Below are 13,715 nucleotides of genomic sequence, written 5' to 3' on the forward strand. Positions count from 1 at the left end.
GTCCGAACCCGATGGCCGAGACCCCGCTGGCCCGGCTCGCCGCCCTGTACGGCGTCGCCACCTCCTACAGCCCCTCCCCGGACCGTGCGGTCGCGGCCTCGTACGGCGCGGTCGTGGCCGCTCTCGCCGCGCTGGACGTCGACGCGAGCACCCCCGAGTCCGTGACCGCCGCCCTCGCGGACCGCGAACGGCGACTGGGCGAGCGGCTGTTGCCGCCGACCGTCGTCCGCTGGGCCGACGGGGCACCCCCCGCCGCGCTGACCGCACTCCCGGACGGCACCCGGCTGCGCGTCGAGACCGAGGAGGGCGAACTCCGCTCCGACGTCGAGGACCTGCCCCCGGGCGTTCACACCCTGCGCGCCACCGCCCCCGACGGGCGCACCGCCGACGCCCACCTGGTGGTGGCCCCGGCCCGGTTGCCGGCCCCGCCCGGCCGCACGTACGGCCTTCTCGTCCAGCTGTACTCCCTGCTCTCCCGCCGCAGCTGGGGCATGGGCGACCTCGGCGACCTCGCCGAACTCACCTCCTGGGCCGGCCGCGCCCTCGGCGCCGGATTCGTCCAGGTCAACCCGCTGCACGCGGCCGTCCCCGGCCCGCCCACCGACCCCTCCCCGTACCGCCCCTCCTCGCGCCGCTACCCCGACCCCGTCCATCTGCGGGTGGAGGACGTACCGGAGTACCCGTACGTCCTCGCTTCGCCCGAGGAGCGCGACCACGTCGGCGCGCTGCTGGAACAGGCCACGCGGCTGCGGGAGTCCGTCCTGGCCAAGGGTGAGCTGATCGACCGGGACGCGGTGTGGGCCCTCAAGCGCACGGCCCTGGAACGGGTGTGCGACGTGCCGCTCGGCCCCGGCCGGCGGGCCGCCTACTGGGACTTCCTCGCCGAGGAGGGCGCGGCGCTGGAGGACCACGCCACCTGGTGCGCGCTCGCCGAGGTCCACGGCTCCGAGTGGCAGCGCTGGCCGGCCGGTCTGCGCGACCCGCGCTCCGCCGAGACCGCCCGCGCACGCGGGGAGCTGATGGACCGCGTCGACTTCCACACCCGCCTGGCCTGGCTGACCGACGCCCAGCTCGGCACCGCGCAACGCTCCGCGCGCGACGCCGGCATGCCGATCGGGCTGGTGCACGACCTGGCCGTCGGCGTGCACCCCGGCGGCGCCGACGCCTGGGCCCAGCAGGAGTACTTCGCGTCCGGCATGTCCGTCGGCGCGCCCCCCGACGCCTTCAACTCCCGCGGCCAGGACTGGGGTCTGCCCCCCTGGCGCCCGGACCGCCTCGCCGAGTCCGGCTACGCCCCCTACCGCCACCTCCTGCGCGCCCTCCTCCGTCACGCGGGCGCCCTGCGCATCGACCACGTCATGGGCCTGTTCCGCCTCTGGTGGGTACCGCAGGGCCAGGCCCCGACCGAGGGCACGTACGTCCGCTACGACGCCGACGCCATGCTCGCGATCCTGGTCCTGGAGGCGTCGCGGGCCGGCGCCCTGGTGATCGGCGAGGATCTCGGCACGGTCGAGCCGGGGGTGCGCGAGGCGCTCGACGCGCGGGGGGTCCTCGGCACGTCCGTCCTGTGGTTCGAGCGCGACTGGGAGGGCACGGGCCGGCCCCTGCCGCCCGAGAGCTGGCGGGCGAACTGTCTCGCCACCGCCACCACGCACGACCTCCCGCCCACCGCGTCCCGGCTGACCTGCGACCACGTCGAGCTGCGCCACGACCTGGGGCTGCTCACCCGGTCCCTGGAGGCGGAGCGGGCCGAGGCCGCCGCCGACGCGGGCGAATGGCTGGCGCTCCTCGCCGAGCTGGGCCTGCTGGACGGCGCCGGCGGGGGCATCTCCACCACGTCCGAGGAGGAGCGGATCCAGGCCGTCCACCGTTTCCTGCTGCGGACCCCCGCGCGCATGGTCGGCCTCTGGCTCCCCGACGCGCTCGGCGACCGCCGTCCGCAGAACCTGCCCGGCACGTGGGACCAGTATCCGAACTGGCGGCTGCCGATCGCCGATGCGGGGGGCCGTCCGGCGACGCTGGAGGATCTGGCGGCGTCGCCTCGGCTGTACGCGCTGGTGGATGTGTTGCGGGGGGTCTCGTAGCGGTGACTCTTGGGTGCGGTGCGCCTCGGGGGCGGGGGCGGGGCGGGGGTGCGGGTGCGTCGGCGGGTGCGGCCCGGTGGGGCTTCTCGCGCAGTTCCCCGCGCCCCTGAAAGCAGGGGCTGCGCCCCGTGCTTCCAGGCCCGCAGGCCCCGCTTTTCAGGCCCGCAGGGGCCTGGGCTTCCAGGGGGCGGGGAACTGCGCAGGCGCCCCCGCCCCCTGAAGGCGCCCCCCGCCCGAGCGAACCTCACCCACGTTCGTTACCTTTAGCGCGTGGACAAGAAGAACGCCCTGCGCGCCGGCGCCCTGGCTGCCGGTACGACGCTGATGATGCTGCTCATGTCGTCCCCCGCGCTCGCGCTGACGCCCGACGACGGCGACGACCCGGGCCCGGGCCTCAGCGTGTTCGAGACGCTCGGCCTCTTCGTCGTGGCGCCGATCGCCCTGTTCTTGGTGATCGCCGGCCTCGTGTGGGTCCTGGACGGGTCCACGGACCGTCAGCCGAAGGCACAGGCCAAGGTCAAGGCCGACGCCGAGGCGAAGGTCTGACACCCTCCGCTCCGCCTCAGTGAGACCTCACCGAGACGGAGACCTCACTGAGACGTTCCGTCGAGGGCACCGCCGGCGCACCCGCACCTCCGTGCGCCGGCGGTGCCCTCGACGCGTTCCCTCATGACCCCGTGCCCACCACCAGCAGCCTCAGCAGGCCGGCCAGTTGGCCGGCCTGTTCGTCGTCCAGGGCGGCCAGCGCCTCGGTCTGGACGGCCAGGCCCGCCACGAGCGCCTCGTCGATCAGGCGCAGCCCCTCGTCGGTGAGGGTGACCTGAAGGGCCCGGCGGTCGTGCGGGTCGGGGGAGCGGCGGAGCAGGTTGGCGCGTTCGAGCTTGTCGAGCCGGCCCGTCATCCCGCCGGTGGTGAGCATGAGGGTGGCGGAGAGCTGGCGGGGCGAGAGCGTGTACGGCTCCCCGGACCGCCGCAGGGTCGCGAGCACGTCGAACTCGCCGCGCGAGATCCCGAACCGCGCGTACGCCTTCTCCATCCGGTCTCCCAGCGTCCGCGAGAGCCGGTAGACCCGGCCGAACACCTCCATCGCGGTGGTGTCCAGGTCGGGCCGGGCGGCGGCCCACTGGTCGATGATCGTGTCGACGGGGTCGTGAAGGGGCCTGTCGGGCTCGGGGCGCGCGTTCATGGGGTGAGTATCGGATGCCGATGGATCGGCCGCAAGAAAGTAGCTTGACGGAAAGTGGCTTAGCGCTAAGCTAATTGCAAGCAAGCTAGCTGCTTCATCGGCCTGCCGACCGAGCAGGATCTCCCGCCGCGAAGGACGCTTCCCATGACCGCGCACACCGTGCAGCCCGCGCACACCGCGAGTCGTCTCCCCCTCATCGCCCTGACCGCGCTCGCCCCTCTCTCCTGGGGCACCACCTACGCCGTGACGACGGAGTTCCTGCCGGCCGACCGCCCCCTGTTCACCGGCCTGGTGCGGGCGCTCCCGGCGGGCCTGCTGCTCCTGGCGATCTCGCGCACGCTGCCGCGCGGGGCATGGTGGGGCAAGGCCGCGGTGCTGGGCGCGCTGAACATCGGCGCCTTCTTCCCGCTGCTCTTCCTCTCCGCGTACCGGCTGCCGGGCGGGATGGCGGCGGTGGTCGGCTCGGTCGGGCCGCTGTTCGTCGCGGGCCTGGCGGCCCTGCTGCTGGGGGACCGGCCGACCGTACGCACGCTGCTCACCGGCGTCGCCGCCGCCCTCGGCGTCAGCCTGGTCGTCCTGAGGGCGGCGGGCGCGCTGGACCCGGTCGGACTGCTCGCGGCGCTCGCCTCCACCGCCTCCATGTCCACCGGCACGGTCCTGACCAAGCGGTGGGGACGCCCGGCCGGCGTCAGCCCCCTCGCCCTCACCGGCTGGCAGCTGACCGCGGGCGGCCTCCTGATCGCCCCGCTCGCCCTGCTGGTCGAGGGCGCGCCCCCGGCCCTGGACGGCCCGGCGATCGGCGGCTACCTCTACCTCATGCTGGGCAACACCGCCGTCTCCTACTGGCTCTGGTTCCGGGGCATCGGCCGCCTCTCCGCCACCCAGGTCACCTTCCTCGGCCCCCTGTCCCCCCTCACCGCGGCCGTGGTCGGCTGGGCGGCCCTCGGCCAGTCCCTCGGGGCCCTCCAGCTCCTCGGCATGGCCATCGCCTTCGGCGCGACGATCGCCGGCCAGCTCCAGCCCCGCACGCCGGCGCGGGCCGAGGGGGCACGGGAAGCGCCGGGGCCCCGGCACGGCGGCCTGTCGCAAGCCCCGCTCGTCGGTCGCTCCGGCCGCTGACCCACGACGAGGGCGCCCGGTGAACCTCACCGGGCGCCCTCGTCGTCGTACGACCCGTGGCCGCTACGCCGTGGTCGCCGCCGCGTCCGCGGCCTGCGCCCGGAGGGCTCGCTCCACGCCGGAGCGGGACTCCGAGATCAGACGGCGCAGGGCCGCGCTGGGCTCGGCGGCGGCCAGCCAGGCGTCCGTCTTGTGCAGGGTGTCGGCCGAGACCTGGACGGACGGGTAGAGCCCGATCGCGATCTGCTGGGCGATCTCGTGGGAGCGGGACTCCCAGATCTCCTTCACCACCTCGAAGTACGGGTCGGTGTACGCGGCGAGGAGATCGCGCTGGTCGGTCTGGACGAAGCCGCCGATGACCGCCTCCTGCAGCGCGTTGGGGAGCTTGTCCGACTCGACGACCTGCGACCACGCCTCGGCCTTGGCCTCGGCGGTCGGACGGGAGGCGCGGGCGGTGGCGGCGTGGCGCTCACCGGCGGCGGTCCTGTCGCGCTCGTACTCGCCGGCGATCTCCGCCTCGTCGTAGCGGCCCACCGTCGCGAGCCGCTGTACGAGGGACCAGCGCAGCTCGGTGTCGACGGCCAGACCCTCGATCGTCTGCGTGCCCTCCAGAAGCGCCTCCAGCAGGTCCAGCTGCTCGGGCGTCCGGGCGGTCGCGGCGAACGCGCGGGCCCAGGCCAGCTGGTGGTCGGAACCGGGGGCCGCGGCACGCAGATGCGCGAGCGTGGCGTCCGTCCAGCGGGTCAGCAGCGCCTCACGGGCCGTCGGGTCGGCGTACAGCTCGATCGCCAGCTTCACCTGACGGTGCAGCGACTGGACGACACCGATGTCGGACTCCTTGCCGATGCCCGACAGGACGAGCGACAGGTAGTCGCGGGTCGCCAGTTCCGCGTCACGTGTCATGTCCCAGGCCGAGGCCCAGCACAGCGCGCGGGGGAGCGACGCCTCGAAGTCGCCGAGGTGCTCGGTGACGAACGCCAGCGAGCGCTCGTCCAGACGGACCTTCGCGTACGACAGGTCGTCGTCGTTGAGGAGGACCACCGCCGGACGGCGCCGGCCCACCAGCTGGGGCACGGCGGTCAGTTCGCCGTCGACGTCCAGCTCGACCCGCTCGTCGCGGATCAGCTTGCCGCTGTCGTCGTCCAGTTCGTACAGACCGACCGCGATCCGGTGCGGGCGGAGCGTCGGCTCGCCCTTGGCGCCCGCGGGCAGCGCCGGGGCCTCCTGGCGGACCGCGAACGCGGTGATGACCCCGTGCTCGTCCGTCTCGATCTCGGGACGCAGGACATTGATGCCCGCCGTCTCCAGCCACGCCTTCGACCAGGCCTTCAGATCGCGGCCGGAGGTCTTCTCCAGGGAGCCCAGGAGGTCGGACAGACGCGTGTTGCCGTACGCGTGCGCCTTGAAGTACGCCTGTACGCCCCGGAAGAACTCGTCCTGCCCGACGTACGCGACGAGCTGCTTCAGGACGGAGGCACCCTTGGCGTAGGTGATGCCGTCGAAGTTGACGAGGACGTCGTCCAGGTCGTTGATCTCAGCCATGATCGGGTGCGTGGACGGCAGCTGGTCCTGCCGGTACGCCCAGGTCTTCATGGAGTTGGCGAACGTGGTCCAGGAGTGCGGCCAGCGCGAGCCGGGCGCGTCCGCCTGGCAGGCGATCGACGTGTAGGTGGCGAACGACTCGTTCAGCCACAGGTCGTTCCACCACTCCATCGTCACCAGGTCGCCGAACCACATGTGGGCCAGCTCGTGGAGGATGGTCTCGGCGCGGACCTCGTACGCCGCGTCCGTCACCTTCGAGCGGAAGACGTACTGGTCGCGGATGGTCACCGCGCCCGCGTTCTCCATCGCGCCCGCGTTGAACTCCGGTACGAACAGCTGGTCGTACTTCTTGAACGGGTACGCGTAGTCGAACTTCTCCTGGAACCAGTCGAAGCCCTGCCGGGTGACCTCGAAGATCGCGTCGGAGTCCAGGTGCTCGGCGAGGGACGGCCGGCAGTAGATGCCGAGCGGCACGCTCTGCCCGTCCTTCTCGTACACGCTGTGCACCGAGTGGTACGGGCCGACGATGAGCGCCGTGATGTACGTGGAGATCCTGGGCGTCGGCTCGAAGACCCAGACGTCGTCCTTGGGCTCCGGGGTCGGCGAGTTGGAGATGACGGTCCAGCCCGTCGGGGCCTTCACGGTGAACTGGAACGTGGCCTTCAGGTCCGGCTGTTCGAAGCTCGCGAAGACGCGGCGGGCGTCGGGGACCTCGAACTGGGTGTACAGGTATGCCTGGTCGTCGACCGGGTCGACGAACCGGTGCAGTCCCTCGCCCGTGTTGGTGTACGCCGCGTCGGCCACGACCCGCAGGATGTTGCGGCCCTCCAGCAGGTCCGGGAGCGCGATCCGGGAGTCCGCGAAGACCTCCGCCGGGTCCAGCGCGTCGCCGTTCAGGGTCACCTCGTGGACGGTCGGGGCCACCAGGTCGATGAAGGACGTCGCGCCGCTCTCCGTGACGTCGAAGCGCACCGTGGTCACGGACCGGTAGGTCCCTCCCTCGCTCTGCGCGCCGGAGAGGTCGAGATCGATCTCGTACGAGTCGACGGTGAGCAGCGCCGCCCGCTGCTGAGCCTCGTCGCGGGTCAGGTTTGTGCCAGGCACGCGGTCATCTCCTCGGTATGTGTGGGTTGCGCCATCCTTCCATGGGGAGGGTGGTGCGCGGGCAGGTGGCATTCGGAGAGGTTCCCGGTCGGATGGAGCCCGAGTGCGCCGGCGCTCCGCACACACGAAGGGGCGCCCCCCGGCAGCATCCGGTGGGCGCCCCTCTGTCGTGTACCGCCCCGCTACTCGCTCAGCTCCGCCGCCACCAGCTCCGCGATCTGGACCGCGTTCAGCGCCGCGCCCTTGCGGAGGTTGTCGTTGGAGACGAACAGGGCCAGGCCGTTGTCGACCGTCTCGTCGGCGCGGATGCGGCCCACGAAGGACGGGTCCTGACCGGCCGCCTGGAGGGGGGTCGGGATCTCGGAGAGGGCGACGCCCGGGGCGCCGGCCAGCAGCTCCGTCGCGCGCTCCACCGAGATCGGGCGCGCGAAGCGGGCGTTCACCTGGAGGGAGTGGCCGGAGAAGACCGGGACGCGGACGCAGGTGCCGGAGACCTTGAGGCCGGGGATCTCCAGGATCTTGCGGGACTCGTGGCGGAGCTTCTGCTCCTCGTCCGTCTCGTGCAGTCCGTCGTCGACGATCGAACCGGCCAGCGGCAGCACGTTGAAGGCGATGGGGCGCTTGTAGACGCCCGGCTCGGGGAAGTCGACGGCCGAGCCGTCGTGCGTCAGCTTGTCCGCGTCCGCCACGACCTTCTGGACCTGGCCGTGCAGCTCGGCGACGCCCGCGACGCCGGAGCCGGACACCGCCTGGTAGGTGGCGACGACCAGCGCTTCCAGACCCGCCTCGTCGTGCAGCGGACGCAGGACCGGCATCGCGGCCATCGTCGTGCAGTTCGGGTTGGCGATGATCCCCTTGGGGCGGTCGGCGATCGCGTGCGGGTTCACCTCGGAGACCACCAGCGGCACATCGGGGTCGCGGCGCCACGCGGAGGAGTTGTCGATCACGACCGCGCCCTGCGAGGCCACCTTCTCGGCCAGCACCTTCGAGGTCGCGCCGCCCGCGGAGAACAGAACGATGTCGAGGCCCGAGTAGTCGGCCGTCGCCGCGTCCTCGACCGTCACACCGTCGACGACCGAACCGGCCGAGCGGGCGGACGCGAACAGGCGCAGCTCGGTGGTCGGGAAGTCGCGGTCCTTGAGGATCCTGCGCATGACCGTGCCGACCTGACCGGTGGCTCCGACGATTCCGACCCTCACGGCGACTCCTTCTACGTGACTTGTCTGTGTCTGCGGCATGGCCGAGGCCTTTCCATCATGCGGTCAGGCCGTGCCCGCCTGTCCAATCGTTTGACCGGCGGGTCCGGCGGGCGGGACACGACAGGCCCCGGCGCCGGAGTCGCATCTTTGGCCGCCACCCCGGCTGAGCTGGAGAAATTCGCCCTACGGCGGCTCCGTACCGCAAGCTGTGCTGCCCCGACCCTGCCCACGGCATCCGGGTGCACGCGAAGGTGTGACGTACGCCTCTGCGCTGCTCCGGGAAACTCGGGCCGCACCCGCCGAACGTTTCGGCCCGTGCCGGCGTCGTAGGGGAAACGCGGGAGGGGAGGGGGGACTGTGCTGCGCAGAAAGGCGCGCCACGTCGAGAGCGTCCGGGAGGCCGAGAGCGTCCAGGAGGCGCGCGACCCGCTGGACGAGGCCCAGGAGCGGCGGGTGCGAGCGGTGCTCGCGCTCGGCGGTGTGCCGCAGTCGGACCTGCTGGACGGGGTACAGCAGGTACGGCTGCGGCTGCTGGAGAGGGCCGCGAACGGTCAGGAGGCACCGCGGGACGTGTCCGCGTGGGCGGCGGTGGTCGCCTCCAACCTGGCGATGGACTGGCATCGGGCCAAGCGGCGCCAGGAGCGCCTGGGAGAGCGCCTGGCCTCCCTGCGCCAGCACGAGCTGCCCTCCGGCGAGGACTCCAGCGTGCTCTCGCTCGCCGTCGCCCGAGGACTGGACGAGCTGCCCGACGCCCTGCGTCAGGTGCTCGTCCTGCGCTTCTACGCCGACCTGCCGGTGCGTGGGATCGCCGACGAGCTCGGCATCCCCGAGGGCACGGTCAAGAGCAGGCTCCACTCGGCGGTCCGCGCCCTGCGCACCCGCCTGCACGAGGACGAGGTGGTGTGACGTGGCCTCCCGGGACGACAGCAGGCGCGACGCCGAGTACGAGGACGTCGCGCGGAACGGCGCCACGCGCGCCGGTGACGAGCACGACGGCGCTCGGCGCCACAAGGACATCGGTCACGACGGCACGGGTCACGACGACATCGGTCACGACGGCCCCGTCCACGCCGGTATGGACGCGCTGATGGCCGCCCTCCTCGACGAACCGCTGCCCGAGGAGGCACTGCGGGACGCCGAGTTCATGGCGGCGCGGGACGCGGCCGCCACCGACGTGGCGCTGCTGCGGGAGCAGCTGGGGCTCCTCGGGGAGGCGCTGGCGGTGACGGGTGACGACGTCGTGGCCGGGGCCCCGCCGGGGCGACCCCCGGCCGCGCGGCCGGGGGACGCGGCCGGTGCCCAGACGGACCCCGGGCGCGTGTCCGGGGCCGCGGCGGCCCCCACCGCGTCGGTGACCCCGCTGCTGCCGCGGCCGAACCGGGCCCGGCGGGCCCTGAGGATCACCTTCGGGGGCCTCGCCGCCGCCGCGGCCGCCTCGGTGGTCCTCGTCGTGGGCTGGGGCATGGTGCAAGGGGACATCGGGGTGAACAGCACGGCCAAGTCCGACTCCGCCTCCGACGGGTCGGCGAGCCGGTCCGCCGGTCCGGACAGCGGTGACCGGGGCGGCTCGGCCTCGCTCTCCGCCGAGGGGTACGTCGCCTGCTCGCGTCTCATCGTCGAGGGCACCGTCACCGAGGTCGAAGCCGTGCCCGGTGCGGGGCAGGACCGGATCACGGTCGAGGTGGACCGCTGGATCAAGCCCGACAAGGGGGGCGACCAGGTCGTCTTCCCCATGGACCAGGACGTCGACCCGCGGCTGAGGGAGGGCGACCACGTCCTCGTCGGCATCCCGCGCCACGACGCCCACCCGGACGTCTGGACCACGAAGGAGGCGGACATCGCCCGCGACCGGGCCTGGATGCAGAAGGCGCTCCCCGGCTCGGAGAAGCTGTCGTGCGAGTGACCCGCTGAACGCCGAAGGGGCGGGTGTCCCGTGGACACCCGCCCCTCCGTCACTCACGCACTACCGGCGCACTACGGCGTGACCTTCTCGATCCGCACGCTGCCGGTGCCCGCGGCGGTGCCGCGCGCATTGACCAGCTGGACCTGGCCGAAGAACTCCCGGCCGGCCGGGGCCTCGGCGGCCGCGACCACTTCACCGGAGACGGTGGCCGACTGACCCGTGCCGAGCTTGACGGCGGCACCCGCGACCTTCACCTCGCCGAGGGCGGAGGAGAAGAACACGTCGCGGTAGTCGTACGCGGTGGACCCGGACGGGACCGCGTAGCCGACGACCTCGATGGTGTACGTGCCGGCGGCCGGCGACGGCAGGGAGACGGACTCCTCGGAGTCGCCGTCCGCGGAGCTGCCCACCTGGGTGCCCGCGGCGTCGTAGACGTACAGGTCGAGGTCGGCGCCCGTGTCGGCGGTGTTGCCGATGGAGACGTCCAGGGACTTGGCGCCCGCGGGAACCGCGACCGTGGAGGTCTGGGTGACACCGGTCGCGATGGTCGGCCGGCCGGTCTTGGCGGAGCCGAGCGGGCCGCCCGTCAGCTTGCCGTCGATGGCGGCGAGCTTGTTGGTCACCTTCCAGGTGGCGGCGGTCGGGGTGCCGACCTTGGCCTCGGGCACGGTGACGACCTCGGGGGCGAAGTCCGCCCCGTACACCGCGAAGTCGAGCTTGAAGGGGTTGTCGAGCAGCGGGGACGTGCGGCGCGACTCGACCTCGAACTCCCAGACACCGGGCGTCGGGTTGGCGTACGAGCGCACGTCCGGCTTGCAGCCGTTGCCGTCCAGGTAGTTGTTGTAGCAGGTCAGGGAGCTGGTGCTCTCGACCGCGACACCGTACGGGTGGTTGGCGATGAAGCGGGTCTGGCTCTTGTCCTTCAGTCCGCCGATCGCGACCTCAAGGGACTTGGTGCCCTCGGGGACGGTGACGAAGTACGACTTGAAGGCGTTGCGCTGGACCGTGCCCGACACCGAGTGGGCGTACTTCAGCGGCTTGGAGACGACCACCGTGTTGAGGATCTGCTTGTCGACGCCCACGGTCTTCGGGTCGTCGACCTCCAGGATCACGCTGCTGATGCCGGCTTCCTCCGGCTTGGCGGCGATCTTCACGGTGACCGGCTTGTTCAGCGGCAGGGAGACCTCGTCGCCGCCGACGATCGAGAACGTGTCGTTCTCGTCGTTCTTCAGGCGCAGGTCGTGACGGATCGCGCTGTCGGCGCCGGAGGTACGGGTGACGGTGACGTCGTACGTCTTCGACTGCCCGGCCTTCAGGCCGCCCTCGCGGTCGTAGACGCCGGTGCCGAAGCCCGGGGTCTTCAGCGCGAAGTCGATCGCCGTGTCGACGGGGGCCTTGACGGTGTACTCGTGCGCCGAGGCGCCCGCCTTGATCGACTTCCAGGCGGCCTCGATGTCCATCAGGCCCGCGCCCTCGGCGTACGCCTGCACGCGGCGGATGTGGTCGGCCGTCGAGGTCAGCGCGGTGCGCAGCTTCGCGGGCGGCAGGGCGATGCCCTTCTGCTTCGCGGCGCTGAGCAGCAGCGCGGAGGCACCGGCCGCCTGCGGGGAGGCCATCGAGGTGCCGTTCAGCATCTGGTAGCCGGCCGGCAGGGTGTAGCCGGCCTCGGGGGCGATGACGCCCGGCAGCCAGGTCTGGGCGGTGTTGACCGCGGCGCCGGGGGCCACCAGGGTCGGGGTGAAGCCGCCGTCCTCACGCGGGCCGCGCGAGGAGAAGTTGAACAGCTGGTAGCCCTTGGCGACCTCGGAGCCGTAGTTCGAGGCCCAGGTCTCCTTGGAGATGGACGCGCCGACCGAGATGACCTTGTCGGCCAGGCCGGGGTCGCCGATGGTGTTGGCGCCGGGGCCCGAGTTGCCGGCCGAGATGACCAGCTGGACGCCGTAGGTGTCGATGAGGCGCGTGTACAGCTCGGCGCGCGCGTTGTTGCCGTCGTTCAGCGCCGGGAGGCCGCCGATGGACATGTTGACGATGTCGACGCCGCGGTTGACGACGAGGTCGATCATGCCCTCGGTGAGCGCCACGTTGGTGCAGCCGGGGCCGAACTCGCAGGCGCGGGAGGAGACGATCTTCGCGCCGGGGGCGGCGCCGTTCATCTTGCCGCCGAACAGGCCGTTCGCGGCGGTGATGCCGGCGACGTGGGTGCCGTGCTCGCTGGAGATGAGACCGATGTTGACGAAGTCGGCCTTCTTGCCGACCCAGTCACCCCCGAAGGGGTCCATGGGTACGTCCTTGCGGTACTCCACGACGAACGGCTGACGCTCGGCGACGTCGGTCGCCGGGTCGTCGGTGCCGAAGTAGCCGATCTGGTAGCCGTCCTTGTACGGCTTCATCGGCTTGTCGTCGCGGAAGTCGAAGTTCTGGTTGACGTCGACCGTGACCGTGCCGGCCGCCGCGTCGTAGAGCACGCCCCACGCGTCGGTGGTGTCGCCGTCGCGGTTCACGTCGCCCGCCGCGTCGCCGCCCGCCGTGGCGGACTCGCGGAAGGTGTTGACGGAGTAGGCGCCCGCGGGCGCGGTCCAGGTGCGGCCGCCGAAGGTGAACGTCGGTCCGGAGACCGAGTTCGTCATCGGACGCCAGCTGAGGTCGTTGTCGACGATCGGGTCGGTGGACGTCACCCAGTCGACGATCTTGCGCTCGCCGGTGGTCGTCTTCTGCAGCGCGGGGTGCGCGAGGTCGACGCCGGAGTCCAGGACGCCGATGGTGATGCCCCGGCCGTCGGCCGTCGGGTTCTTCCGCACGAAGTCCACGGCGCCCGTCTCGAAGGACGGGTTGTACGGGTTCTTGGCGGGGGTGTTTTTGTCCGGCCCCGGGTAGGTCTCGGCGGCCGTGGCCTGCTTCTTCGCACCCTTCGCGGTGTCCGCGGCCGGTGAGGGGTCGTCGAGGACGATCTCGTGGCGCAGGTCGATGCCCTGCACGGAGGAGAGCTTCGCGGCGGCCGAGATGGCCGAGTCGGCGCTCTTGGTCGGGACGGTGGCGCGGACGTAGCCGAGCTTGTCGTAGGTACGGCCCACGGAGCCGCCCTTGACCGCGTCCAGCTGCTCGGCGACCTGCTCGGTCTTGCCGGGGGCCGTGGCGATCATCATCGTGACGTTCTTGTCGCCGTCGGCCTTGGCCTCGGCGAGGAGGTCGGCGTCGTTCGAGCCGAGCTTGTCGTGCGCGGACTTGACACCACCGTCGGACGGGACGGCGGTGGACGGGTTGTCCGCCGAGAAGGCCATGGGTATCGGCCCGGCCGCGGAGAGCGCGGCGACCAGACCCGCGGCCACGGCTGTGCGTGCCACGCGTCTCGAACCCGACCGGGGGCCGGGCTGGGGGGTGAGGGTCATCGACATCCCTTGTAGGTAAGGAATTCAGTGAGCAGGCATGGGTGATCCGAGCGGCAGGTTCGGATCGGTCCGGTCCGTTATGTGGTCCCGGATGATCGCTCAGTCTTACCAAAGTGATAGATGTTTGGGGAGTGCTGACCGCGACGGATCCAATTCATGGGGTAAACCCTCAACCCGTCATGAGTGCAATGA

At 72.1% G+C, this 13,715-nt stretch carries 9 protein-coding genes; 5 read left to right on the plus strand and 4 right to left on the minus strand.

Translation table 11 applies throughout. From position 1 onward, the window contains the following. Positions 1-11: 11 nt before the first annotated feature. Positions 12-2,084, plus strand: coding sequence for a 4-alpha-glucanotransferase (gene malQ, locus ACZ6BB_RS08095; RefSeq protein WP_471614463.1), 2,073 nt, complete (start codon positions 12-14; stop codon positions 2,082-2,084). 270 nt (positions 2,085-2,354) lie between these two features. Continuing rightward, positions 2,355-2,630: a hypothetical protein gene (locus ACZ6BB_RS08100; protein ID WP_471614464.1), complete on the plus strand. Its 276-nt coding sequence runs from the start codon at positions 2,355-2,357 to the stop codon at positions 2,628-2,630. 121 nt (positions 2,631-2,751) lie between these two features. Here ACZ6BB_RS08100 and ACZ6BB_RS08105 read toward each other — a convergent pair whose 3' ends face one another. Then, positions 2,752-3,270, minus strand: coding sequence for a MarR family winged helix-turn-helix transcriptional regulator (locus tag ACZ6BB_RS08105; RefSeq protein ID WP_471614465.1), 519 nt, complete (start codon positions 3,268-3,270; stop codon positions 2,752-2,754). Between the two features lie 144 nt (positions 3,271-3,414). On the opposite strand from ACZ6BB_RS08105, the gene ACZ6BB_RS08110 reads away from it, so the two are divergent. Further along, a complete protein-coding gene (locus ACZ6BB_RS08110) occupies positions 3,415-4,389 on the plus strand; it encodes an EamA family transporter (RefSeq protein WP_471614466.1) in 975 nt (324 codons plus the stop codon). Between the two features lie 63 nt (positions 4,390-4,452). Here the strand turns inward: ACZ6BB_RS08110 and pepN are convergent, their stop codons facing one another. Together pepN and ACZ6BB_RS08120 are read right to left on the minus strand one after the other, a co-directional pair. After that, complete coding sequence (gene pepN, locus ACZ6BB_RS08115; protein ID WP_471614467.1) at positions 4,453-7,035, minus strand: aminopeptidase N; 2,583 nt, start codon at positions 7,033-7,035, stop codon at positions 4,453-4,455. 182 nt (positions 7,036-7,217) lie between these two features. Further along, positions 7,218-8,234: an aspartate-semialdehyde dehydrogenase gene (locus tag ACZ6BB_RS08120; RefSeq protein ID WP_471614468.1), complete on the minus strand. Its 1,017-nt coding sequence runs from the start codon at positions 8,232-8,234 to the stop codon at positions 7,218-7,220. A 357-nt stretch (positions 8,235-8,591) separates the two neighbouring features. Here ACZ6BB_RS08120 and ACZ6BB_RS08125 point away from each other — a divergent pair, with 357 nt between their 5' ends. Beyond that, the gene (locus ACZ6BB_RS08125; RefSeq protein ID WP_471614469.1) at positions 8,592-9,140 is read left to right on the plus strand and encodes a sigma-70 family RNA polymerase sigma factor; all 549 of its coding nucleotides are present in this window, start codon (positions 8,592-8,594) and stop codon (positions 9,138-9,140) included. A gap of 1 nt (position 9,141) precedes the next feature. Continuing rightward, complete coding sequence (locus ACZ6BB_RS08130; RefSeq protein ID WP_471614470.1) at positions 9,142-10,137, plus strand: hypothetical protein; 996 nt, start codon at positions 9,142-9,144, stop codon at positions 10,135-10,137. Positions 10,138-10,208: 71 nt separating this feature from the next. Here the strand turns inward: ACZ6BB_RS08130 and ACZ6BB_RS08135 are convergent, their stop codons facing one another. Continuing rightward, entirely contained in the window at positions 10,209-13,529 is a 3,321-nt protein-coding gene (locus ACZ6BB_RS08135) for a S8 family serine peptidase (protein WP_471614471.1), read from the minus strand. Positions 13,530-13,715: the final 186 nt, after the last annotated feature.

The sequence above is a fragment of the Streptomyces sp. NPDC041108 genome, from assembly GCF_055592645.1.

What these genes read in the sequence shown, in the direction of transcription:
- malQ (WP_471614463.1), top strand. Translation starts at nt 12, where the DNA reads ATGGCCGAGACCCCGCTGGCCCGGCTCGCCGCCCTGTACGGCGTCGCC.
- ACZ6BB_RS08110 (WP_471614466.1), top strand. Translation starts at nt 3,415, where the DNA reads ATGACCGCGCACACCGTGCAGCCCGCGCACACCGCGAGTCGTCTCCCC.
- ACZ6BB_RS08105 (WP_471614465.1), bottom strand. Translation starts at nt 3,270, where the DNA reads ATGAACGCGCGCCCCGAGCCCGACAGGCCCCTTCACGACCCCGTCGAC.
- ACZ6BB_RS08135 (WP_471614471.1), bottom strand. Translation starts at nt 13,529, where the DNA reads ATGTCGATGACCCTCACCCCCCAGCCCGGCCCCCGGTCGGGTTCGAGA.